General features: G+C 26.1%; 22 protein-coding genes. 4 read left to right on the forward strand and 18 right to left on the reverse strand.

The window, feature by feature from the left end:
- Positions 1-9 precede the first annotated feature (9 nt).
- The 10 genes from I1959_RS09685 to I1959_RS09730 form a co-directional block, all read right to left on the reverse strand.
- Complete coding sequence (locus I1959_RS09685) at positions 10-2,613, reverse strand: ABC transporter permease (protein WP_195238129.1); 2,604 nt, start codon at positions 2,611-2,613, stop codon at positions 10-12.
- Positions 2,614-3,291, reverse strand: coding sequence for an ABC transporter ATP-binding protein (locus I1959_RS09690; protein ID WP_195238132.1), 678 nt, complete (start codon positions 3,289-3,291; stop codon positions 2,614-2,616).
- An 89-nt stretch (positions 3,292-3,380) separates the two neighbouring features.
- A complete protein-coding gene (locus tag I1959_RS09695) occupies positions 3,381-4,637 on the reverse strand; it encodes a sensor histidine kinase (protein ID WP_242871314.1) in 1,257 nt (418 codons plus the stop codon).
- Positions 4,609-5,310 carry a response regulator transcription factor gene (locus I1959_RS09700; RefSeq protein ID WP_092925511.1) on the reverse strand — a complete coding sequence of 234 codons (702 nt, stop codon included), beginning with the start codon at positions 5,308-5,310 and terminating at the stop codon, positions 4,609-4,611. The genes I1959_RS09695 and I1959_RS09700 overlap by 29 nt, the downstream gene beginning before the upstream one ends.
- 191 nt (positions 5,311-5,501) lie before the next feature.
- Positions 5,502-6,500 carry a DUF4003 family protein gene (locus I1959_RS09705; protein ID WP_092925509.1) on the reverse strand — a complete coding sequence of 333 codons (999 nt, stop codon included), beginning with the start codon at positions 6,498-6,500 and terminating at the stop codon, positions 5,502-5,504.
- A 261-nt stretch (positions 6,501-6,761) separates the two neighbouring features.
- On the reverse strand, positions 6,762-7,274 hold the full coding sequence (locus tag I1959_RS09710) for a DUF3189 family protein (protein WP_092925507.1): 513 nt from the start codon (positions 7,272-7,274) through the stop codon (positions 6,762-6,764).
- Positions 7,275-7,659: 385 nt separating this feature from the next.
- Complete coding sequence (locus I1959_RS09715; RefSeq protein ID WP_195238134.1) at positions 7,660-8,406, reverse strand: hypothetical protein; 747 nt, start codon at positions 8,404-8,406, stop codon at positions 7,660-7,662.
- 325 nt (positions 8,407-8,731) lie between these two features.
- On the reverse strand, positions 8,732-10,501 hold the full coding sequence (locus tag I1959_RS09720; RefSeq protein WP_195238136.1) for an oleate hydratase: 1,770 nt from the start codon (positions 10,499-10,501) through the stop codon (positions 8,732-8,734).
- Between the two features lie 202 nt (positions 10,502-10,703).
- The gene (locus I1959_RS09725) at positions 10,704-11,270 is read right to left on the reverse strand and encodes a TetR/AcrR family transcriptional regulator (protein WP_195238137.1); all 567 of its coding nucleotides are present in this window, start codon (positions 11,268-11,270) and stop codon (positions 10,704-10,706) included.
- Positions 11,271-11,348: 78 nt separating this feature from the next.
- Entirely contained in the window at positions 11,349-12,362 is a 1,014-nt protein-coding gene (locus tag I1959_RS09730; RefSeq protein ID WP_092925499.1) for a TDT family transporter, read from the reverse strand.
- A 354-nt stretch (positions 12,363-12,716) separates the two neighbouring features.
- On the opposite strand from I1959_RS09730, the gene I1959_RS15515 reads away from it, so the two are divergent.
- Both I1959_RS15515 and I1959_RS09740 read left to right on the forward strand, forming a co-directional pair.
- The gene (locus I1959_RS15515) at positions 12,717-12,884 is read left to right on the forward strand and encodes a DUF2922 domain-containing protein (RefSeq protein WP_166506255.1); all 168 of its coding nucleotides are present in this window, start codon (positions 12,717-12,719) and stop codon (positions 12,882-12,884) included.
- Between the two features lie 436 nt (positions 12,885-13,320).
- The gene (locus I1959_RS09740; RefSeq protein WP_195238139.1) at positions 13,321-15,060 is read left to right on the forward strand and encodes an ABC-F family ATP-binding cassette domain-containing protein; all 1,740 of its coding nucleotides are present in this window, start codon (positions 13,321-13,323) and stop codon (positions 15,058-15,060) included.
- Between the two features lie 237 nt (positions 15,061-15,297).
- On the opposite strand, the gene I1959_RS09745 is transcribed toward I1959_RS09740, so the two are convergent.
- From I1959_RS09745 to I1959_RS09755, 3 genes are all read right to left on the reverse strand, one after another.
- Positions 15,298-15,558, reverse strand: coding sequence for a hypothetical protein (locus tag I1959_RS09745; protein ID WP_166505538.1), 261 nt, complete (start codon positions 15,556-15,558; stop codon positions 15,298-15,300).
- 162 nt (positions 15,559-15,720) lie between these two features.
- Positions 15,721-15,795, reverse strand: a complete 75-nt coding sequence (locus tag I1959_RS15890; protein WP_166506256.1) for a YoaP domain-containing protein — start codon at positions 15,793-15,795, stop codon at positions 15,721-15,723.
- 17 nt (positions 15,796-15,812) lie between these two features.
- Positions 15,813-16,625 carry a MerR family transcriptional regulator gene (locus I1959_RS09755; RefSeq protein WP_195238141.1) on the reverse strand — a complete coding sequence of 271 codons (813 nt, stop codon included), beginning with the start codon at positions 16,623-16,625 and terminating at the stop codon, positions 15,813-15,815.
- Positions 16,626-16,836: 211 nt separating this feature from the next.
- Here I1959_RS09755 and I1959_RS09760 point away from each other — a divergent pair, with 211 nt between their 5' ends.
- Both I1959_RS09760 and I1959_RS15520 read left to right on the forward strand, forming a co-directional pair.
- Positions 16,837-17,754 carry an MATE family efflux transporter gene (locus tag I1959_RS09760; protein WP_243240029.1) on the forward strand — a complete coding sequence of 306 codons (918 nt, stop codon included), beginning with the start codon at positions 16,837-16,839 and terminating at the stop codon, positions 17,752-17,754.
- A complete protein-coding gene (locus I1959_RS15520; RefSeq protein WP_243240030.1) occupies positions 17,741-18,091 on the forward strand; it encodes a hypothetical protein in 351 nt (116 codons plus the stop codon). Before I1959_RS09760 ends, I1959_RS15520 begins: the two co-directional genes overlap by 14 nt.
- A gap of 146 nt (positions 18,092-18,237) precedes the next feature.
- Here I1959_RS15520 and I1959_RS09765 read toward each other — a convergent pair whose 3' ends face one another.
- From I1959_RS09765 to I1959_RS09785, 5 genes are all read right to left on the reverse strand, one after another.
- Positions 18,238-19,128 (reverse strand): FAD-dependent oxidoreductase, encoded by an 891-nt coding sequence (locus I1959_RS09765; RefSeq protein ID WP_195238143.1) that lies wholly within the window; start codon positions 19,126-19,128, stop codon positions 18,238-18,240.
- 4 nt (positions 19,129-19,132) lie between these two features.
- Entirely contained in the window at positions 19,133-20,554 is a 1,422-nt protein-coding gene (locus I1959_RS09770; RefSeq protein WP_195238146.1) for an NAD(P)/FAD-dependent oxidoreductase, read from the reverse strand.
- 191 nt (positions 20,555-20,745) lie between these two features.
- A complete protein-coding gene (locus tag I1959_RS09775) occupies positions 20,746-21,309 on the reverse strand; it encodes a PepSY domain-containing protein (protein ID WP_092925483.1) in 564 nt (187 codons plus the stop codon).
- A gap of 206 nt (positions 21,310-21,515) precedes the next feature.
- Positions 21,516-22,544, reverse strand: a complete 1,029-nt coding sequence (locus I1959_RS09780) for a threonine aldolase family protein (RefSeq protein ID WP_195238148.1) — start codon at positions 22,542-22,544, stop codon at positions 21,516-21,518.
- 271 nt (positions 22,545-22,815) lie between these two features.
- The gene (locus I1959_RS09785) at positions 22,816-24,705 is read right to left on the reverse strand and encodes an FUSC family protein (protein WP_207733572.1); all 1,890 of its coding nucleotides are present in this window, start codon (positions 24,703-24,705) and stop codon (positions 22,816-22,818) included.
- Positions 24,706-24,790 lie beyond the last annotated feature (85 nt).

Genomic DNA, 24,790 nt, shown 5'->3' on the forward strand with positions numbered 1-24,790 from the left:
CTCATCCCCCTATATACTTTCTTGTCTTATATTTTCAATTGTATTTTCTTTGTTTATTTTTTTCATAGGAATATAGGCCGATACAAAAGTAATGACAAATACACCTACAATAGATATTAAAACTGCCTTTATCGGAAGTACCATACCTATTTCTATAGCATCTCCAAGAACTTCGTTCATATATACATCTATTAAAAGTCCTATAGGAATTCCATATAATAAGGCTAATAATCCATATAATAAGCTTTCAAGATATATCATTCTGTTAAATCCACTAGGTGTTACACCTATTGATTTGATTATTGCAAATTCTTTTTTTCTTAAATTTATATTTGTACTCATTGTGTTTATTATATTAGTAGCACTTATTAGAGATATTACTACTGTAAATCCATATACAAATATTTTCATAACATTGATAGCCTCTTCCATCTCTAATACATCTTCTACATCATCTGATACATCATAACCATATTTTTTTGCTATATCTTTTACATCATCTCTAGTTTTTTTTGTTTTATTTGTGTCTATGTATATATCTCCATCACTTATTTTATATCCTAGCTTTTCTCCTACTTCGTTATAAGTTATAAAATCTATACCCATATAAGTAGACCATCTATATCCTGGAAGAAAATCTTCAGTAGTAGCTAGTACTTTTAACTTAATAGGCTCTCTTACTTCCTTATCATTTTTGTCTATATATCTCTTACAAATATTTATTGTATCTCCTACTTTATAATTTGTTAATGAAATCTCACTTTGTTTTCTGCTAGAGCTATTGTCACTTTTATTTCGAAGTATTATTCCATTTTCTTTTATAGCACTTTCTTTGTCAAAACTACCAGTTTTTAATTCTAATTCTTCTATTGCTTTATCTCCTACAAAATTAATTCCATTATTGTTAAATATATATACAATTTCACCATTTTTATTTTCCTTTGAAAAACGTCTTTCTATTAAATCCTTATATTCTTTATTTATGTTATTTTCATTAATGTATGTTTCTGCACCATAAGGATTAATTGCACTAATTTTATTTACTCCATCTATATTATTTAAATCTTTAACTATATCATTTTTCTCTCTTATTCCGCTATACCATACTCTCATATCATAGTTTATTTCTCCTATATTTACCCGATTAGCTTTTTCAAATAAATCAATAAATCCACTAAATGATATAAATATAACTACACTAGTTACTAAAGAGAATAAGGTTATTCTGAATTTCTTTTTATTTCTTCTAAGATTTTTGTATGCAAGAACTCCTTCAGTTTTAAATATTAACTTAACTAGTTTAGAATTTTTTACTTTCCCTATTTTTAAATCATCACTATTTCTTATAGATTCAAGTGGAGAAGTTTTTGCACAATTGATTGCTGGAAGTATTGCCGATACTAATATAGCCAATAAAACTATTAATGCACTTCCTACTATCATATAAGGATTATATATTACTCTTAGATTTATATCTGAAATAAATTGGCTATTAAATACTGTTTGTATTGATTTAAAGATTAAATCCATTCCAAAACTTCCAACTATTAACCCTATAGGTATTCCTATTAAACTTATTACAATAGCCTCTATAAATACTAGCTTCATAACTTGAGTTTTAGTTGCCCCTATAGAATTTAACACTCCAAATTGTTTTTTTCTTTCACTTACAGATATACTAAAAGAATTATATACTGTTACTACTGTGCATACTATTACTAATAATGTTACTATAAGTAATATTTTATTAAATGTTTTATTTATATTTTCGTAAAGACTTGCCCCTTGTAGTCTTAATAGATACTCATTAAAGTATAGGTTTTCATAGTGAGTTTTATTATCATTATTATAAATCATTGACTCGTCATTATCAGTTGATTTATCAACTTCTAATCCTAGTGTTTTTGCTATATTTGTGGCTATAGTATAGGCTTCTTTAGGATTATTAAATAATATATATGCATCTAATGTATCTTTTTCAAATGGTTTATTTGGTTCTAAATAAGTTATTCCATTTGAAATTTCACTTAGTTCAGCATATGGTTTTTTCATAATTCCAACAATCTTATATTCTTTTTCTTTTGTATCAACTAATCTTTCATTTTCTTTTAGTATTGGAATTTCTATTCCTTTTCCATTTTCATCTATTCTTTTTCCAACATTTAAAGTTATAGTATCTCCTAATTTTTTGTTTATTAAAGGTATGACCCTTTCACTTAATACTATCTCATTTTCATTAGTAGGTAGTTTTCCTTCTTTTAATTTTACTTGATTCATTTCAAAACCATTTTTGTTATAGGCTTTAAGGTTAATCAAGTTTAATTTGTCTTTATTTAATTTTGAATATCCTAAATCTTCACTAATTGAAGTTTTTGCTATTCCTGCACTTTTAGTTATAGTGTCTAAATCTTCCTTTTTTACATTGTAAAAAGCTGAATGAAAATATCCTTCTTGTTCTATAGTCTGCCTAAACTGATAATCCATATAACTTTCATATATGCTTCCTATTCCACATATTAATGCTGTTGATAGTATTACTCCTATTATTGTTACTATTGTTCTTTTTTTATTTTTTTTTAAATACCTTAAAGTTAGAGTTGTATATAAATTCATTTATATCACCTCGTCTGCTTTAATAATTCCATCTTCTATAGCTATTACTCTGTCTGCTTGTAGTGCTATGTTATTATCATGAGTTATCATTATTAATGTTTGATTGTATTTTTTTACTGATAGTTTTAATAATTCTATTACTTCCTTTGAGTTTTTACTGTCTAAGTTTCCAGTAGGTTCATCTGCAAGTATAATAGATGGTCTATTTATAAGTGCTCTACCTATAGAAGTTCTTTGTTGCTGTCCTCCACTTATCTCATTTGGAAGATTGTTTTCTTTTTCTTTTAATCCTAATGTTTTTAATAAATCATTTAAGTATTCTTTATCTATTTTTCTGTTATCAAGTTCTGCTGGTAGTAGTATATTTTCCGTTACACTAAGTACAGGTATTAAGTTATAGAACTGATATATAAGTCCTATGTTTCTTCTTCTAAATATGGCTAAATCTTTTTCATTTAATGAGCATATATCTACTCCATTTATATATACTTTTCCACTACTAGGCTTATCTACTCCTCCCATTAAATGAAGTAGTGTACTTTTACCACTTCCACTTGGTCCTACGATTGCTACAAATTCACCTTTGTTTATAGATAAATTTACATTTTTTACTGCATCTACCTTTGTATCACCCTTACCATAACTTTTGGTTATGTTTTCTACTTTTACCACTTCCATATTAGCCTCCATTTTCTTAAACTTGTCTAATCTTTATATTTATAGTCTATCTTCCTAGACTTACTTTAAAGTGAATTATATATTACAAATTAGTCACTATAGTTTTTGTGGAATATAATATGGAATTCGCATCCTTTGTTTTTTTCACTTTTAACTGATATATCACCATTTTGACTTTCTATTATAGACTTTGCCATAGCTAGTCCTATTCCTACGCTATCTTCTTTTGAGCTATTTCTTCCTTTGTAAAACCTTTTAAATATATGAGGTAAATCTTTTTTCTCTATTCCCTCTCCACTATCTTTTATAATTATTTCTGAATATATAAAGTTATCTTCATAACTAATTTCTAGCTTTCCATTTTGAGGTGTATGTTCTACACAATTTTTAATTATGTTGACTAAAGCCTCAACAGACCATTCCATATCCCCCTTGTAGAAGATACTATTATTCCCCTTAATACTTACATCTATATTTTTAAGTTCTAATGGTATTAAACTTGGCCCTAGAGCTCTTTTTACTAGTTCATTAATATTTACATTTTCATATTTAAAATCAATTACCTTAGCTTCTACCTTTGATAGTCTTAGCATACTTTTTATTAGCCACTCCATTCTACTTAGCTGGGTTTTTATTTTGTCCAAAAACTCTATTTTAGTTTCTTTTGGTAAATCTTCATACATTAAGTCATTAAGTATTATAAGTGAAGTCATAGGAGTTTTTAATTGGTGTGAAATATCTGATATAGTATCATTTAGAAATATCTTTTCTTTATTTAGTAATTCTACCTTTTCTTTAAGTATATTAGTCATTTTTAAAAGCTCTGTTTTTAAAAGACCAATTTGTCCTTCTTGGTTTTTATTCTTCATTTCATAATCTCTACCCTCTGAGCTATAATATACATAGTCAGTCATATCTTTTATATCATTATATATATGCTTAAAATAGTACATAACTAAAATTAAGGTAAATATAAATACAAGCACTATAAATAAAGTATTTAAACTAAAAATGTCATTTATACTTTCATTTATAATAGGCTCATTTCTAAGGCTTATATTTTCATTATAGTTATATTTATTTAATACTTCTTTACCTAAGGTTATGTTATTCTTTGACTTACCTTGTGTTATTACAGTTATTATTTCCTTTTCCAAATCAGGATGTTTTGAAAGTATAGAACCTACTATAACTTGATTATTTTCTATTATTTTATCTTTTATAATATTTACACTTTTATAGCTTATTCCTAGTGAAAAAATTATAGCTATTATAAATAGTAAAATGTAATTTCTTATGAAGTTTTTTATTTCAGCATTAGATAGAAACATTTTCTTCACTTCCATTCCACTTGTATCCAACTCCCCTTACTGTGTGTATATATCTAGGATTTGTTATATCATCTTCTATTTTTTCTCTAAGCCTTTTTATATACACTGTAAGGGTATTATCATTTATAAAATCATAAGTAACATCCCATAACTTTTCTAAAATTTGAGTTCTACTTAAAACTATATTATTATTTTGAATTAATATTAATAATAACTTATACTCAGCAGAAGTTAAGAAAATCTCTTCTTCTTTTTTATACACTCTAGCTTCTAGTGTGTGTATACTTAAATCTTTGAACTTTACTATCTTTTTACTTTCATTATTATTTTTTCTTCTTCTAAGAACTGCATTTATTCTAGAGATAAGTTCTCTAACTCTAAAGGGTTTTGTTATATAATCATCTCCTCCAATATCTAGTCCCATGACTATATTTACTTCTTCATCGCATGCTGTTAAAAATATTACAGGAGTGTCATTAGTTTCTCTAAGTTCCTTGCAAAAATCGTACCCACTTCCATCAGGTAACATTACATCTAGTAATATAATCTCGTAATCCTTAGTTTTTATTTCTTTTTTTCCACTTTCTAATTCTTTACATATATTTATATTGAAACCTTCTTGTTCTAGAGCATATTTTACTCCAAAAGCTATAGTGCTATCGTCCTCTATCATAAGAATATTTTTCATAATACCTCCAAATTTAACCATTTTTTCCTTTATAATTATTATACAACAATTAAATTATTAGAGTAGTATAAACAAAATGACATATTAGTCACTTATATATAACTTTATTTTCAAAAAAAGAACTTTAGCAAATATTATAAATTACTAAAGTTCTTTTTATGTACTACTTATAATACAATTTATTTAATTTTCTAGTTAGATGCTGAAGCTGTACTAGATGCAGCAATAATAGCCACCATAGTTGCAATTTCAATAGCTATTATTATCTCTAGAAGTATATTGCTACTTATAGAATCTATATTACTCTCTTCATTTAAATACTCAGCATATGCTGACGCAACAATAGAAGCACTTATCATATTCCTATTAGTCTTACCTAAAGCCCAATTTCCAAACCCTTTTACTTCACTTAACTTATCAGATACATCTCTTATTTGCTTAACCAATTGATTTTCATCACAATCAATTAAAGATAATACACCTATTAAGGGGTATCCATATCCATCTATTTTACACTTTTGTTTTTCAAGTAATTCTTTAATTCTTATTACTTTATCTAATTTTTCTTTACTCTTATTTTTATCTAATGCCATTATATGAGATAATGATTGAAGATTGTTTGATTTATAAAACCCCTTTGAATTAAGTTCATTATAGCTTCTTTCTATATATTCTAAGTCATTATCTATGTCTTTTGAATTTATAGCTATGAGGGCTGCCCTACAATAATCATCACTAGATGTTATCCACGGATGATGATTTTTCATGTATTCATATACATATTTAGTCTTTTCAATTGATGTATTTATATCCATTTTTTCTTGATTTTCATGTATTATAATTGCTAAAAATGGTAAGTATGAATCATTTGTAAATTTATTTTCTTTTAATTTATTATATATATTTAGTATAGACTTAAATTCATTTTCTCTATTTGTCTTATTTGATAACAAATTTGCTAGATAAAATAGGCTATTACCTCTAAAGTTTGAAAATATTCCTGTATTTGTTTTAATTATATCTATACTTTCTTCCGCTTTTATTGGGTTTATATTTTTATTTTTTATGGTAGATGATAATACACAACTATACTGCATCATGCCCATTTGCCATGCCCCTTTTATTTCCTTTGTTTTTTCATAATTTTTTATAAATAGGTTTAGCTTATTGTTTATTATATTATCTTGCATTGTTTTTATCTCCCCACAATTATTTTATATATATTGTAAGTTTATCATAAAATATACTACCTTTATAGTAAAGAGAGAAAATCTATTTGAATTCCTATGTTTTAATCTAACTTATCCTGTACCCCCTTACTAGTGGTACGATTCACCGTAACAGTAGTATCAGAGTTTTTTTAAAGGTGAAAACAAAATATAACCTCTGAGTCCACCTCTTTTTTTCTTATAATATTCATGTACATACCTACACGTAAAGGATGTTAAAAATTATTTTTTCTTAAATTCCTTGTTATCTAAAATAATAACCTCTGACCTAGCTTCCTTTGCTGCCTTCTTTGTATGATTTACAAGTTTTATAACGTCCTTGTATGATTTTTTTGCTCCCTTTACTAGTAAAGGTACTCCTATAAAATCAATTTTTAACCACCTAGAAAATAATCCGCCAAATGTCATTGGTAATGAAACGGTTGGCGACGTATTAGAAAATATAATTTTCTCATTTAATAGCTTTTGTTTATGAAGCATAGAAGCTAAATTATATAATCCTGGAATTAAAACCTTTGAACGCCCCCTACCTATAGTATAGACTTCATTTCCATCTTTATCACTTCCATGATAAAAAAGTTCTCCACGATTTCCGTATACTAACTTATTAAAGTTAGGTAAGTTCAATATTTCATCTTTAGTCGGTTCTTGAGTTTCATCCAGCAATTCTAGGTGATAAGCCATTGCTAGAATAGATGAGTGTGTTCCTCCATAACAATTATATATGTATATCATTAAAATCACCTAATTTCCTATTTTTTGATTTATTTTAATAATTGTAGTATATACATTAAATATTGGAATTAAACAAACTTTGAACAAGTTTCATCCAAGTTCTTCAATATTTCTATCTACTAAAGAGGCTCTAGCATAAACTGCTAAAGCCTTAACTTTTGCGAAAAGGATTAGGTTTGAAGCCACGGTACTATTGTTTACCGTACGCTTGATTTTGAGTTAGATGTTAAATATCCATAAATTATATACAAATTTTTATTTTTACACAATTTATCATCAACCTTCTCTTCAAAACAAAATAGGAAGGATTATTCCTCCTTATTAACTTAGTTTTCCGTAGCTACACCTTAGAAGTATATTAAGTACCTATAGATTCATTATCAAATTATAGACCTATATTTTCTTTAATTTGCCTTATTAAATTTTCCTTATTTTCTTCTAGTTGAATAACTCTATTTACATTTGCTCCAGATGGATGTGGAAATCCTTTAAGAATCTGTTTTTCACAAATAATTCCTTCCTTTGATAACTTATACAGCACCTCTTCAACTGCTCTGCCTAACGGTATTATTAATATTTCTTTAAAATTTTCAATTCTACTGAGTTCTTTAATAAAATTATCATATACATATTTCATTAAAAATGCACTTTTTGATAATTTAGGTGTATGTCCTGAATAGTTCTGTTTTTTTACAAATACAGGATAAGGTACTAATGATACAGTATGTAGTAAATAATCTTTGTCTTCAAATAAGGTAGAGCAACTATTTATACTTAACGCCTCATTAAGTTTTATATCATCTAACATACTAATTATATTCTTTCTTAAACTTCCACTAAATCTACCGGCCACCTTACATTTATATTGAATTTCTTCAATATTAGTTTCTAACTCTAGTTCTTTTCGAGCAGTGGAGATAGCTGTACTCATTTGTTGAAATCCAGGTGTTATTCCAATAATAAATATCTTAGCTTTTGAATTTAAATAATCATTATGTGGAGCATAATATATTTCTATATTTCCATTTTTTTCTATAAGCAAGTCATCTATTAATAATTCATTTTTTTCATATTTATCTTTTATAGGAAGATGTTTTATAACTTCTGCATATTCATATAATGTTTTTTTCATACTTACCTCGCTATCTTAGTTTTCATTATTTCATAATACCCTTTTTATTGTACTTCTAAAAACTGATTATACTCCTCAGACAGCTATATTTTTATTATTTCCTATATTTTATATTCTCTTCTACTTTTATCATTTTTATTTTAAAAATTAAATTAGACATCTACTTATCGTTATTTCTAAAAAAATCACTCTATACAGTTAAACAATAATTATGATATTTTGGTAGTTTTATATTACTTATAATTTTACAATACAATAAAACCGTATCACTTACTTGTGATACGGTTTATTATTATTTAACATAATTTTACTAATCATAGTTAACTTATATTAAATTATATCTTTGTAATAATTCTTCAATTACAGTTCCTGAAACTTCTTTCTTAATTATATCTAATTTAATTTTATCTAATAATGGTAACTTAATATCTTTTAATTTTTTACCATCTAACATCTTAGAAGTTGAATCAAGTAACACCCTAATATCATAGCAAGAACCAAATACCTCAGGAACTCCACGGTCAACATCAAGTAGTGTATATACAGCCTCCATAGCAGTTCTTACAGAATACTCTGTTGTAAATATAGTATCACGAACAGTCTCTGCAAATTGACCAATAAATGCAAAGTTAACACATTTATCTGGTACTACTTTTGGTCTATCTCCAGCTGTTCTTGGCATAAAGAATGAAGTAATGTATGGCATCATGCAAGGAATACAATGAGCAGAATTTTTTGCCATCTCAGGAATTTCATCTACTGGAACTCCTAAATGATATAGCCATTCTTGAGTAATTTCATAACCTGTGCACTCCTTCATTGGTTTTTTTATGAAATCTCCATCTACATCAGTAAATAATCCATAAACCCATACAACAAGCTCATTATCTGGTTGAGATTTAAAATGTGGTTGTCTATTTAAAGTATAACTCATTAGCCAAGATGAATCTTTAACTGTAACAATTCCTCCTGTAACAACTTTTCCACTAAATGGATTACGTTTACATACTTTTTCTATATATGGTGGAATTTTATTATCTAAAGTAGTTATAGTAGCAGATTCCCAATTAGTTTTATTTATATTAGTACAGAATTTATCTGGTCTACCAAAAGAAGAATCTTGTGCTGCTATGTTTCTCCAAAGTCTCCAGCAACCTCCTTCAGTAGTATTTAAAACTGGTGCATGATCATCATCACCTAGACTTGAATTTTCTGTACAACTACCATTTGTAACAAATACTAAGTCATCTTCTACTAAATCAATAGTTTCTTCTTTTCCATCCTTAATACAAACAATTTGTTTTGCTATCTTTTTGTCTTCTGTTATTTCAAAGATCACGTTGGTAACAGTTGTATTATACTGAAAATGAACTCCATTAGACTCTAGGTATTTAACCATTGGTAAAATTAATGATTCATATTGATTATATTTTGTAAATTTTAAAGCTGAAAAATCAGGAAGTCCACCAATATGATGAATAAATCTTTGAATATATCTTCTCATTTCAAGGGCACTATGCCACTCTTCAAAGGCAAACATAGTTCTCCAATATAGCCAAAAGTTTGATTCATAGAATTCTTTTGTAAATACATCTTCAATTTTTTTATCATATAAATCTTCTTCTTTTGCCATAAATAATTTTATTATTTCCATAGATGCTTTTTCTGTTAATGCAAATTTTCCATCTGTGTGAGCATCTTCTCCACGGTTAACTGTTGCCCTCATTAAAGAATAATTTGGATCTTTTTTATTTAACCAATAAAATTCATCTAATACAGAAACTCCTTCAGTTTCTATTGAAGGTATTGATCTAAATAAATCCCATAAGCATTCAAAGTGATTTTCCATTTCACGCCCACCACGAATAATAAATCCCTTCTCGGGATCATTAATTCCATCACAAGCTCCACCTGCTATATCCATTTCTTCTAAGATATGAATATGTTCACCTTTCATTTGTCCATCACGAACTAAAAAACATGCAGCAGCTAAAGATGCTAAACCAGCTCCAACTAAATATGCTGATTTTCTATCCACACCTTCAGGTTTTTGTGGTCGTGCAAATGCTTCGTAATTCCCATTACTATAATACATATAAAATCATCCCCTATACTTTAAAGCTTATTTATGATAAAAGCTTTAGTAATTTATTTATTAATATCATATTCCCATTTTAGGTTTTATTATATAGACAATATTAAGGCTTTGTAAAAATTTTAAACATAACTATAAATCTGTAAAAAAACTAGACAAATAATAATATTTGTCTAGTTTATATTTTCTATCTATTTTTGTACTAATCCCATTTGTCTGTTCTATATCTCTCTAAAGCCTCTTCTATATTTCCACAAATCAATGTATTCAATCGCTTAATAATATCTTTAGGGTTTTCTTTCATTCCTTTTTTAATCCATTCAAGCACAATACCTACAAATGCATACTTATAAAAATCTGCAATAAATTCTTTATCTTTTTCTCTAACTGCCATATCTTTTGCCTTTTCTTCTACTACTCCTATAAGAAGTAATTGTACTTCATTATATAAGTAACGTTCTAGATGTTCTCTACTTACAGAGTTGAATGTATTTAATACAAAAGATTTATTATCTAGTATGTAGTTAAATATATATTCAAATCCCTGTTGCCAAGTATCGTATGTCTTTTTCCCATCTAAAGCTCTTGTTGCTTCATATGTGTAAACCCAATCTAGTAAATCGTAAATGTCCTTGAAATGATAATAAAATGTCTGCCTATTTACTCCACAATCTTCTGTTATATCTATTACTTTTATTTTTTCCAAGGATTTTTGGGCTAACATTTTTTTCAAAGATGCAGCAAATGATTTTTTAGTCATTTGAGACATATATATCCCCTCCATTTTTTTAAACTTGTAAAATTCCTATTTATATATCCTTTTTATCAATTATTTCTTAAACTTTTATTATTTTTCATTAGAATATATAGTTCCACCAATTAATTCTTCTTCTTTTTCTAAATAAGCTCCAAATTTTGGATTTATTGCTTTGAAAAACAGATTTATAAAATTTAATAATATAAAGAATACTACATATGTTGCTATAAATATTTCTATATTTCCTAATAATTCAAATACATTTCCTATTATTTTATAACCTATTGCTCCAAAATATGTTGATAATTTAAAAGCTGCTAATGTTGCAATTGCTAATGGGAATGTAAATGCTGCATATGTTGGTTTAAATCCTTCTTTGAAAAGCTTTAGTATATATCCGTAAACAACTACTAGAAGTATTAATCCAGTTATTATTAACCAAGTTAGCATATATATATTTGGATTTGGATCTATAGTTAATATCCCAACTATTCCAAGTGGAGCTGGTGAACAAACTATACCAACAGTAGGTAATTTTTTATCATCTAGTATTTCACTTTTAAATACTATATAAAGAACTAATGGTAATAGTAGTGTGTAAAATATAAATCCAAACATAAGCATAAAGTTTGCTATTGGTGGAATTATTCCTCCCATTCCTTTACTTGCCACACTTCCTGTTATCATACCTGTATATATGATAAAACAAGTTGGCATTATATTATTAAAGTTCTTTTCTTTAATTCTTATTATTGTGTAATATACTACAATAGCATAATGATATACTACTGCGCCTAACCATAAAGCACTGCATACAGTTGGAAATTGTGGATAGAAAAATCCAGAAACTAACCAAGTTACCATACCCATAGTTGGATAAAATGTTCCTATAACCGGATCTCTTAATTCTTTTAACATTACTTTTGGAAATCTTATAACTCTCATTAGCATTAATGAAAGCATTATTATTGCTATAGTTATTGCAATTGGTTTTAGATAACCGATATCTTTAATTAACCAACAATTACTAAGTGTTATAAATGCCAAACATGTGCCACTTATTCCTATGTGTAAATTTTCAAGCTTATCTAAATATCTGTTCATACTAACCACCCTCTAATTTGTTATTAATGTATTTTAATATTTATTTAAATATTCTTTATAATTTCTCAAAGTATAAAGTAAAATTTTTCCAAATCCCTTAATTTAATTAATTCCCTCTATAAATCACTTTAAAACAGTTCATATTTCAAATACTTTCTTTGAAGGCTTAAATATTTTCGATATTACAAGAGCTATTTTATCTTTGTAAGTTCACGATGAACTTAAGATAAATAAGCAAGATAATACTATCTTAAATTAGTTATCTAATAAATTTATGTACAAGGAGGTATGTTAATGTAAACTACAAAGAGATTAGTAATGTCTTTTAAGAATACTTTTTGAAGAGTTCTTTTTATATCAGTTGATGATCCTAGAGAAGGTATAAATAAAGCTGAAATAAAAGAAGTTATGGACATGATAGTTGAGAAAAATATATTTGCTCCTAATGTAGGTGATTTAGTGGAAAATGTTGAAGCTAAGATAGTTGTAATAGATACTACTGAGTTTGATTTAGCTGTGTAGTAGTTTAAGAGTTGGCTTCGGTATAGAATTTAGACAAAGGTCAAAGAGCTGCCTTTAAGTGTTTCTTAAACAAATCTTTCTCTTCTAGAATCTTCGCTTTTTTTATTACTCATCCAATCATGAATTGCAAAAAGTAATACAATACACTTGTTAAAAACAAATATATTGTCATAATTTAAATCTCTACTATGTAATATTCATCTTGGATTTACTTTGAAAAAATCCAATTTTAAATAATTGAAATTATCCTTAAAAAGTGTTATGCTATCAAAAGAAATCAAAAAATGTCGTTACTATATATAATTGATTATATATTAAAGAGCTTATTTTTATAGGCTCTTTTTATATCTTATTAAAAAAAGCAGACCTTTAGGTCATTAGCGACATATCGCTTAATCAAAGCGAATTTTTTTAAATGATAAAGAGAGGTAATTATATGATAAAAATTGACAACTTGTCCTACTCACTTCCGCAAAGAGATCTATATAATAATGTTTCATTTACATTAGAAGATGGTCAACATTGTGCTTTTATAGGAGCAAGTGGTAGCGGAAAAAGTACACTTATAGATATAATAATGGATCCAGAAAAATATATATTTGATGGTAAGTTAGAAATGAATCCAAATTTAAGAATTGGGTATGTAAGTCAGTTCTCACAACTAGACAAAATAAAAGAAACTACAGTTTTCGAATATATAGCACAAGAGTTTATCAAGCTACAAGATGAAATATCATCTATTTGCGGTGAAATGGAAAACTCTACTGATATTGATGCTTTACTAGAAAAGTACCAAGAAGCTTTAGATGCATTTAATGCAATTGATGGTGACGATTATGAGAGTAACATTAATAAGAAACTAAATCTTGCAAATTTAACTAAGCATAAAGATAAAATGATATCTGAACTTAGTGGTGGAGAATTTAAACTTATTCAAGTTATTAAGGAAATGCTTAATAACCCAGATTTAATGATTATGGATGAGCCAGATGTGTTCTTAGATTTTGAGAATCTTAACGCTCTTAAAAATTTAATTAATTCTCATAAGAAAACAATTTTAGTTATTACACACAACAGATATTTATTAAATCATTGTTTTAATAAAATTATCCATCTTGAGAATACAGAACTACAAGAATTTGATGGTAGATATGTTGATTACAACTTATCTCTTCTTCAAACTAAAATCGAGTTACAAGAAATGGCTATTGCTGATGAAGAAGAAATTGCGAGAAATGAAGCTTTAATCGAAATATTAAGAGAAAAAGCAACCTATAATGCTGAAGCTTCTAGAGGTAGAGCTCTAAAAGCTAGAGTTAAAATCCAAGAAAGATTAGAAGCCAAAAAAATTAAAGCACCATTTGTAGATATTAAACAACCGTATATCAATTTAGAGACAAATAATGAAATTGAAGAAACTATTGCTTTAAAGGCTAGTGATTTTTCTATATCATTTGATGAAGTTCTTTTAGAAAATGTTAACTTTGAGATAAAATCTACTGATAAAGTAGCTATTGTTGGTACAAACGGTGTAGGAAAAACTACTTTATTAAAAGAAATATTTAAAAATAATAATAAATTTATTGAAATAAATGAAAACATTAAGCTAGCTTATTTATCTCAAATGCAAAGTGAAGTAGTAAATGAGTCTAATACAATACTTCAAGAGTTCTATGATGTTGGATTTGAGACTTATGGTGAAATTAGGAGATATGTTTCAAGATATGGTTTTGATTCAGATATACTTACACAAAAGATTGAATCTTTATCTGGTGGAGAAAAAAATATACTTCAATTGGCGAAGGTTTCTGCTAGTAAAGCAAATATGTTACTAATGGATGAACCTACAAGCCACTTAGATATTTATTCTCAAATGGCTCTAGAAAAAGCTATAGCAAATTATAAAGGTGCTATTTTAATGGTTTCTCATGATTATCATTTTATAGTTAACTGTGCGGATTATGTTTTACTTATTGAAGATAAGACAATTAGAAAAATGAGCATGCGTAAATTTAGAAAGATGATTTATGCTAATCATTTTGACAAAGACTATCTGCAAATTGAAGAAAAGAAAAAATCAGTTGAAATGGAAATAGCTTCTGCTTTAAAGGATACTGATTTTGAACGTGCAAAAACTTTATCTAAAAAGTTAGAAGAGTTAATTAAATCATTTTAAATAAATAATCCCTTTATAATTGACAGATTTGTCAATTTTAAGGGGTTATTTTTATCTCATAAATCAAAATTTATAGTTCACTAAATTATACAAGTCATAACTCCGTTATTTATGATACAGTTTACCACTATTTATTCTAAATAACTAGGTACTAATATATGCCTAGTTATTAAATAAAATTTGTACAACACAAACCATCTTTTGAGTTATACAAATTTTATCTAATATTTATGTTATTTACATTTTTATTCCCATTATGTATTTCATTTCTTCTGTTACATCTTTCCACTCATTCTTATTAGAGTCTTTTTTATAATCTCTGTCTTCTTTTTTTAAATCAAAAGTAATACTACAATACTCACATATATACTTATATATATCATCGTTGTTGTCATCTTTATAAACCTTTTCTAACTCTATTCTGTCGTTTTTCCTACAATATGGGCAACTTACTGTCTTGTACTTTCTAGCATCTACGTCTATTATCTCTTGTCTCATGTTTACTCTCCTTCATCTTATGTGATTTAAAATGTTATAAAGTTTTATTTTACATCTTTATTTTAGATATACCCTAAATATTTAAAATAAAACTTTGTGAAATATCGAAAATAACCTTTGTTCACATAAAATTGCATTTCACCTAGCTAGATATTTTCCAAATTACTTTTCATTTAAGACCTCATTCTTTATAAATTTTTCATTGTAATATAAGTTATATGTTGTAAATGGTGTAATTTAATTTTATAGTTATATCATATTTTTTCTATTCTCACTTCTAAACTAGTTATAAACTCATCTTCATTACTAGTCTCATATATATCAACATCATATATTTCTATAGGATCGCCTACTATCTTATAGCCATTTTCTTTTGCATAGTTATACATAGCTTTTAAATATTTTCTATTATTTGCGTATTTTCCTTTATAGGTACAACTTATGTAATCACCTTTTTTCAGGCTAAAATCAGATATTTCACTATCATCTTCTAAAAAAGCAATTACATGCTTATACTTATCTATTCTTCCTTTTTCTATACTTTTACTATCAAATATAGAACCTATATTGTTGTTTCCTATTATATAAAAATTATCTTCAAGCTCTTTTCTCAGTTTTTGAATAAGATAATCTACACTTTCATTACAATCTACATTTCCCCCAACTACTAATACTTTTCGCTCATCATAATATTTCACTTTTAATGTTTCAAAATCATTTTTGTTGATACTTTGTTCTATTACTTTTAGCCGACTTTGAATATTTCTTTTTTGATTTAGTAATATTTCTATTTTATTTTCAATTATGTTCATTTCTTCTTTTAGCATTTTTTTAGTAGACTCTACATCTCTCTTTTCAAGATATTTTTTTATTTCTTTCATAGGTATATTTAAATTTCTAAGTTCTCTTATTAAATTTAGTTTACATACATCATCTATACTATATAATCTATATCCATTTTTATCTCTAGTTGGCTTTAATATTTCAAGTTCTTCATAATATTTGATAGCATCTCTTCCTATATTGTAAGTTTTTACTAATTCTCCAATTTTATAATAGCGCTTCATGACTATCCTCCTAAAAAAAAATTCACTTCTCTCATCTCGCCAACGATGTGACACTTACTCTCACTTTTGTAATATAAGTTACTTAAAATATTTATTTGTATCACTAAAATACAAATAATGAATATACTTATATGTATGTATTTATATTAAAAAGTATTTGACCTGTGTATTATACCATAGTTTATAGTTATTCTTGAAGGGAGTTGATATTATGTCTACAATAGCATTAAAAAGCAATAACAAAGGCTTAAATAAAAAATTTGTTAAATATGTAATTCCTTCTGTTGCTTCCATGTGGGTTTCCGCTTTATACGTAATGGTGGATGCTATGTTTGTTAGTAAAGGAGTTGGACCAGATGCACTTGCAGCTGTTAATATAGCTATGCCTTATACAAACTTTATATTTGCTCTATCAGTTTTATTTTCAATAGGCTCATCAGCCGTTATATCTATGGAACTTGGCAACAAGGATATTAAAAATGCTAGTAATTATTTTTCTATTACAATAGTAGGGCTAGTTATAATATCTTTTATTATAACTATAATTAGTTTATTATTTTTAGATGAAATAGCCTTATTTTTAGGTGCTACACCTGGGATTTTACCTATGGTTAAAAATTATTTAAGTATTATAATTTTATTTATCGTGTTTTACATAGTAAGTTATGCACTAGAAGTATTAATCAAAACAGATGGTTATCCCCATTTATCTACTACAGGAGTTATAATATCTGCTATAACAAATATAGTTCTTGACTATGTTTTTGTTTTTAAATTTAACTGGGGTGTTGAGGGTGCTGCACTTGCTACTGGCCTTGCACGTGCTTTCTCTTTTGTATTTTTCATGTTACATTTTTTTAGTAAAAATTCTAAGTTAAAAATTTGTAAATTTAAATTTGAGTTTAGTTACTTTAAAAGAATAATGACAATAGGTTTTTCAGATTGTACTACAGAGTTGAGTATAGGTATTGTTATACTTTTATTTAATCAGTGTATACTTAAATTCTTAGGAGAAGATGCTTTAGTAAGTTATAGTGTTATTTCTTATATAAACACTTTAGTGTTATCTACTATGCTTGGTATATCCCAAGGGATTCAGCCATTTTATAGTCCTTATGTTTATAGATAAATCTGATATGAATTTATTTAATTTTACAAAAAACACTTTTAAGATTTTTTCAGTATCTTTCTTATTACTAGGCTTCAATGTGGTTATATCAGGATTTTTAGCATCATTAGAAAGAACTGCTGATGCTTGTATAATATCATTAAATAGAGGTCTTTTTGCTGTGTCTTTATCTTTAATAATTATGATTTTAATATTCGGTGGTAATGGAATATGGATTTCAACAATAGCTTCTGAAGGATTAGTTTTATTATTATCAATTATGCTTTTAAAGAGATTTAATAAAAATTTAGACCAACTTACTTATAACTCTACAGCTCACGAGATAAAAACTGTATAATACTATAATCTTTATATTTCACTTATAAGTATTACTTAAATATTCTTAGCTTCAATTTTTTAAATACAATATCCTTAAACAAAAAACTATGAAATACATATATTACTATAAATTATGTATTTCATAGTTTTTTTAATTAGTTTACTTTATAAAAGATTGTCAACAAGTTTTTTACATTCATCTTCTATATCTTCTATATACTCATGTATATATATACCATTTCCACAAGCATATACATTATCCATAGAAGTCATAAATTTATCATTAACCTCTGGTCCTGTTGTTGATGGATTTAATTTTATATTACTTCTCATGGCAACTAGACCATCAGATAACATAGGTCTTGCAAATATTAATGTATCACATTTTACTATTTCTTCTTTGTCGTCTTTTACTAATTTAACACTCTCTATTCTTCCTTCTCCATAAATTGAATCTATTTCATAGTTATTATATACTTTATCAGTTAAACCATAAGTATCTACATCACTATCGTTAGATATTATACCAACTACATTTATATTTCTATTTTTTAACTCATCTTTTATCATATATAGTGTTTTATTATCATATATAAGTATATTTTTTCCTGGTACAATATTTCCCATATTAAGTATTTTATTTGCCATACCTACAGTAAGTATTCCTGAACATCTATCTCCTACCATATCTAATGCTTTTCTTGAACCTTCTTTAGCACCATTTGCAAGTATTATATTTTTTCCCTTTATCTTTTCTATACCATTTGCTGGATTTGTGCAAAGTACTTTATTTTCATCTTCTATCTTTATTACCATTGTATCTAGTTTTATATCTATTTCACATTTCTCAAGTTCTTTTAGTAAAAACTTTTCGTAAGTTTTTCCTGTTATATATCTTTGTTTACTTATATTATAATAACTTAAATTTAAACTTCCTCCCAATACATTATCTTTTTCTATTAATAATATATTTTTTATTCCCTTTTTATAAGCTTCTATGGCGCATATTATACCACTAGCTCCTCCTCCAATTATAATTAAGTCATATTCTCTCATAGTCTTAATCCTCCTTAAATCCAACAGCTATTGAAGATTTAGAATTTTTATTTACTTCGCTTATATCTATTCCTAATTCTTTGCTTAATATCATACTTATAGGTATCATGCATCCTGTTCCTTGGCACCCACCCATCATGGCACGAGTTCTTCTTTTTATTCCATCAAGAGTTGTTGCACCTAATGGTCTTTTTATAGCATCTATTATTTCCCCTTCTGTAACAAACTCACATTTACATATCATCTTTCCATATGATGGATTTATAGCTATTAATTTATTTTTCTCTTCTATACCTAACTCTGACATTCTAATCATTTTTTTTCTAATTTCTTTAAAGTTTTCTTTTTCCTTTAAATTAATAATATCTGATATAATGTCAACTACGTACTCACCAATAGCTGGTGCCGCTGTTAATCCTGGTGAATCTATACCTATTACATTTATAAAATTTTTACAATCTTTAACTTCTTCAATTATAAAATCTCCACCATTTATTTTAGGTCTTAATCCACTAAAAGTATTTAATATTCTATCTACCGGTATATCCTTTATAGTTTTTTTGCTTTTATATAATATTTCATCTATACCTTCTCTTGAAGTTTCTAAATTATCATTATATTTAGCATTTGGACCTACTAATAGATTTCCATCTACTGTAGGAGTTACTAATACACCTTTACTTAATTTACTTGGAACTTGAAATAGAGTCTTTTCACATAAGTTACCTGAAACTTTATCAAATAAACAGTATTCTCCTTTTACAGGTTCTATTTCATATTTAATCTCACTAACTAGATTGTTTAAATGTGCACCACATAATCCTGATGCATTTACAACTATTTTACTTTCTATTACTTCTTCATCTTCTAAATGTATTTTATATATATTATTTTCTAATTTTATATCTACAACAGCTTTTCCTAGTATAAAATCAACTCCATTTTCTACTGCATTTTCAGCAAAAGCTAAAGCCATTTCATATGGGCTTACTATACCTGATGTCTTTACATGTAAAGCCCCTAATACATCTTTATTTATATTTTTTTCTATACTTAAAACTTTTTCTTTGTCTAAAATTTCTAATCCCTTAACTCCTATTTCTTCTCCATTAGACTTTAATTTTTTTATACTTTCTAATTCTTCTTCATTAAAAGCCAATACTAAAGCTCCATTTCTTTTAAAAGGAAATTGTAATTTATTAGCTAAATCATCCATCATTTCATTTCCTCTTAGATTTAACTTAGCTTTTAAAGTACCTTTTTTCTCATTGTATCCACCATGTATAATACCACTATTAGCTTTTGATATTCCTTCAGCTACATCTTTATTCCTATCTATTATAGCTACATCTAAGTCGTATTTTGATAATTCCCTAGCTATAGCACAACCTACTACTCCTGCCCCTATTACAGCAATGTCTTTCATATTAGTTCCTCCTTTGTAAAGAGCATTTTAATTTTTTCAATTGTTTAATTTATAACTATATTATATTATTACTATTTTCATAAGTAAAATTGATAATAATAATGATAACCATCAATATTTTATATGTATAAAAGTAAAATGAAAAGTGTAATCATATAATAATTTCTTATTAAATAATTACACTTTTCATTTTAGTCATTTATCTCTAATTGTCCATACTCTTTATCGCTTTTACTTATCATCTCATGACTAAATTCTTTTACTTCTTTAGTTTTAGCATTCACAGTTATTTCATATTTTTCATTACCTTTTACAAGTACTCCTTTATATTCATCACCATCATGATCTTTATCTAAATGAATACTTTTTATAGTAGCATCAGGAACTTTTTTTAACATTATATCCTTAGCTTCTTTTTCACTTATTAGTTTTTCGCTACTGTTATTTGTTTTATTGTTTGTATTATTATTTTGAATAATTTCTTGCTCATATTCAACTATATCACCAGTTTTTGCATCTACATCTACTTCATAGACTACATTATCTTTAGATACTTTTGAATTATATTTTGGTGTATCATCATTTTCATAGGCTATCTCTACTATATTTCCATTTGGTACTTTTTGTAGTATTATTTCTTGCGCTTGTTCTTGTGATAAAACGGCATCACTATTTCTCATTAGCCAATAACTTAATCCAGCTCCACATATTACAATTACCCCTAGCCCTATGGCTACTGATTTATTAAATTTCATGATATTACTGTTATAAAAATTATAACAGCTTCACCTCCTCTATGTCTTATCAATATAATTCCTTATTATTAGTTATATAACCATTTTTTACATATTCAAACATATTTTTATTTCTATAGACTATAATCTTGATTTTATAGCTTTTCAATATACAAATAGTGCTATATCCTCTTTATATAATTTTAGATATAGCACTAAAGTATTTATTAGATAGAATATTTTTTCAAATCTTCAATAAATTTTATAACATTTTCTTTTTGTGTTGCCCAAGATGTAACGAGCCTTATACATGAACTATTTTCATCTATTCCACTCCATAGACTAAATGAATAATCTTCTTCTAGCTTTTCTATAATTTCATTTTTAAATATTGGGAATAATTGATTAGATGGTGAATCTACTAAAAATTTATATCCTAATTCACTAATTTCTTTTTTTAATATATCTGCCATGTCATTTTCATGCTTACCTATTTCAAAGAATAAATCATCTTTAAATAACTCTAAAAACTGTATCCCAAGTAATCTACTCTTAGCCATCATTGCACCTTTTTGCTTTATATTAAATCTAAATTCTTCTTTTAATGAATCCTTACATATAACTAAAGCCTCTCCAAATAATGCTCCATTTTTAGTTCCACCTATGTAAAATGCATCAGTTAAATATGAAATCTCACTTAAAGTTAAATCATTTTCTTTAACACATAATGCAGAACCTAGTCTTGCACCATCCATATATAATAATAAATTATTTTTTCTACAAACATAACTTAATTCTTCTAGCTCGCTTTTAGTATATATTGTTCCTATTTCTGTTGAATTAGATATATATACAAGTTTAGGCTTTACCATATGCTCATCAGTATGTTCTTTAAGTACTGATAATATATCTTCTTTTTTTAATTTGCCATCTGTAGAATCAACAGAAATAACCTTGTGTCCTGTTGATTCTATTGCTCCTGTTTCATGTACTAATATATGACCAGTATTAGCCGATATTACTGCCTCATAAGGTCTTAAAAATGCAGAGATAGCTGTTAAATTAGTTTGAGTTCCTCCACATAGAAAATGTATATCTACATTATCATTTTTTAACTTTTCTTTAATTAATTCACTCGCTTTTTCACAGTAAGTGTCTTTTCCATAACCTTCACTTTGTTCTAGGTTAGTTTTTACTATTGCCTCAAGTATTTTAGGATGTGCCCCTTCACTATAATCATTTTTTAAACTATACATATTTCCCCCTATTTGTGTAGATAATTATACTTTACTTAATTCTACCATTTATTAAATATTTTTTATATACAGTAAATATATTTAATAAAAATTTGTTTCTCTTAAAATATGTGTCAGCAAATCATCTCAAAATACTTTTTTACATTTTATGATATATTTACATATCTTATATGTATGAGTTATCAACAGTTTTATTCTTAGTATTAAATCCTTGTACATAAAAAAATACTCTCTATATCTATTAAAAATTATAGAAAGCACTTTTTATTATTTAAGCTATATTTAATTTTTCAATAATTTCACTTTCAAGCATATCTATATCTTTTTTATCTAAGTAAATTCTATATAAACTTATTATTAATGATTTTTCTAAGTCATTTTTAGAAGTTTCAAAAATATTTTTATAAACCTTAAATAAGTCTTCTTCATTTAAATTTGGATTTAACTTTTCTAACAATTTTTTTATTAAAATAGACTTATCTTTAGAACTTCCACTTATTAATATAGTAAAGTTTATATTTGTAAAAATATCATTTTGCTTACTTAAAAATTCTTCAATACAACTTAAATTCATCTGTTTATTTATATAATTAATTCTCATCCAAAAATAATTATTTTTTATTGTTATTGTTTCTATATCCTTCTTACTTATAGTTCCTTGAACTATTGAATCTAGTGTCTCATTATCAAAATCTACATATTTTTTCATAATATTTTTCATATCATTTTTAATTCTATATGGAAACACCATATTCATAGCTAACCAAGCAACTATAGCTGCAATTAAAACAAATATAACTCTATCCTCTAATAATTTAAATATAACAGCACTTGGTTGAAGCATTTTTACAGCTAATATAGCAGTCATAGTTGTAAATATACATCTTATATTATATTTTTTTATAGATAAGGCAAAATATAATGCTATTAAAAACACGGCTCCGATTAGTATTATATTTTTGTCTATCATTCTATATATTAATTCAAATATTATAGCGCCTACAACTGTTCCTACAACTCTATCAATAGCCTTTTTACTTCCTTGTTCTGCATATGGAAGCAATATTAAAGCTAATGAAAGTACTATCCACTTACCTTCGTATATATTAAAATAACCTACTATAAACACAAATGTAGAAATTACTAAAGATGCCTTTAAGGCTATATTAAATCTTAGAGATGACATGTTAAAATTGTTTTTAGATATATCTATATTTGATTTTAACTTTTTTTGTAAATTTAATCTCTTTCTTATCTTCTCACCTCTAGATTTATCTTCTATATATCTACAAGTTTCATCTATAGCTAACCTTAAGTTATAGTAATTATATCTAGCTAAATCACCTTCTATATTTTCTAATTCTAATTCATTATAGTATTTTCTAAATGTAATTTTTATATCTTTTATATCTTTTTTACCTAAGATATATAAATTTACGTCTTCAAGAATACATTTTAATTTTAGTAATCTATCTTCATATATTTCATTTTCCTTTATATAACTTATGGTAGTATTTATTTTTTTTAATAGTATTACTATTACTTCTAATATATATATATCATCTAATTCTTTACTAGATTTTTCTATAACCTCATATATATTGATTTGTATAGTTTTAAGTAAGATACTTACTTTTTTGTTTTCATCTTTTATATTTTTATTATCTAATAATAAATCTATCTCTTTTTTTATTAAGTCTATAGCACCTGTAATTTGCTTATCAGTAACTTTATAAAAATTATATTTAGTTATTATATAATATAAAGCCATTATCACAAATGATGAAAATATAAGAGCTAATATTCTTTTAGGCATCTGTGAAAATGTTACTGGATAATAAAGTAAAAGTATATATAACATCATAAATCCAGCAGTTTTTGGCGTTTTAAGTTCATAGCTAAATCTATAATATATCCAAAAGCTTAAAATCAAGCTAACTATATATGCTAAAAAAATATCTAAACTTGCAATATAAGCTGCAACTCCTATAACTATTTGTATCAAAGATAATATGATTATTCTTCTTGGAACATTTATTGTGTGATTCTCACCAAACATGCTAGCTGCTATAGAAACTGTCGCAATTCCTATTAAAACATTTTCTTTTCCAAATATCATAAATGAAAATATAGCTATCGCAGATATAAGAAATATTTTCATATTTTTTATTTGTTTTTTAATGTCAATTTTCACTTTCATCACCTTCTTATAGAATTTACGTACTTCTTTAAGTATAAATCAAAAA

This window comes from Romboutsia sp. 1001285H_161024_C4 (assembly GCF_015550185.1).
Classification (GTDB): Bacteria; Bacillota; Clostridia; order Peptostreptococcales; family Peptostreptococcaceae; genus Romboutsia_C; species Romboutsia_C hominis.

Bases quoted from the DNA above. Each gene is read 5' to 3' on its own strand.
- I1959_RS09685 (WP_195238129.1), bottom strand. From the start codon at position 2,613: ATGAATTTATATACAACTCTAACTTTAAGGTATTTAAAAAAAAATAAA.
- I1959_RS09690 (WP_195238132.1), bottom strand. From the start codon at position 3,291: ATGGAAGTGGTAAAAGTAGAAAACATAACCAAAAGTTATGGTAAGGGT.
- I1959_RS09695 (WP_242871314.1), bottom strand. From the start codon at position 4,637: ATGGAAGTGAAGAAAATGTTTCTATCTAATGCTGAAATAAAAAACTTC.
- I1959_RS09700 (WP_092925511.1), bottom strand. From the start codon at position 5,310: ATGAAAAATATTCTTATGATAGAGGACGATAGCACTATAGCTTTTGGA.
- I1959_RS09705 (WP_092925509.1), bottom strand. From the start codon at position 6,500: ATGCAAGATAATATAATAAACAATAAGCTAAACCTATTTATAAAAAAT.
- I1959_RS09710 (WP_092925507.1), bottom strand. From the start codon at position 7,274: ATGATATACATATATAATTGTTATGGAGGAACACACTCATCTATTCTA.
- I1959_RS09715 (WP_195238134.1), bottom strand. From the start codon at position 8,406: ATGAAAAAAACATTATATGAATATGCAGAAGTTATAAAACATCTTCCT.
- I1959_RS09720 (WP_195238136.1), bottom strand. From the start codon at position 10,501: ATGTATTATAGTAATGGGAATTACGAAGCATTTGCACGACCACAAAAA.
- I1959_RS09725 (WP_195238137.1), bottom strand. From the start codon at position 11,270: ATGTCTCAAATGACTAAAAAATCATTTGCTGCATCTTTGAAAAAAATG.
- I1959_RS09730 (WP_092925499.1), bottom strand. From the start codon at position 12,362: ATGAACAGATATTTAGATAAGCTTGAAAATTTACACATAGGAATAAGT.
- I1959_RS09740 (WP_195238139.1), top strand. From the start codon at position 13,321: ATGATAAAAATTGACAACTTGTCCTACTCACTTCCGCAAAGAGATCTA.
- I1959_RS09745 (WP_166505538.1), bottom strand. From the start codon at position 15,558: ATGAGACAAGAGATAATAGACGTAGATGCTAGAAAGTACAAGACAGTA.
- I1959_RS09755 (WP_195238141.1), bottom strand. From the start codon at position 16,625: ATGAAGCGCTATTATAAAATTGGAGAATTAGTAAAAACTTACAATATA.
- I1959_RS09760 (WP_243240029.1), top strand. From the start codon at position 16,837: ATGTCTACAATAGCATTAAAAAGCAATAACAAAGGCTTAAATAAAAAA.
- I1959_RS15520 (WP_243240030.1), top strand. From the start codon at position 17,741: ATGTTTATAGATAAATCTGATATGAATTTATTTAATTTTACAAAAAAC.
- I1959_RS09765 (WP_195238143.1), bottom strand. From the start codon at position 19,128: ATGAGAGAATATGACTTAATTATAATTGGAGGAGGAGCTAGTGGTATA.
- I1959_RS09770 (WP_195238146.1), bottom strand. From the start codon at position 20,554: ATGAAAGACATTGCTGTAATAGGGGCAGGAGTAGTAGGTTGTGCTATA.
- I1959_RS09775 (WP_092925483.1), bottom strand. From the start codon at position 21,309: ATGAAATTTAATAAATCAGTAGCCATAGGGCTAGGGGTAATTGTAATA.
- I1959_RS09780 (WP_195238148.1), bottom strand. From the start codon at position 22,544: ATGTATAGTTTAAAAAATGATTATAGTGAAGGGGCACATCCTAAAATA.
- I1959_RS09785 (WP_207733572.1), bottom strand. From the start codon at position 24,705: ATGAAAATATTTCTTATATCTGCGATAGCTATATTTTCATTTATGATA.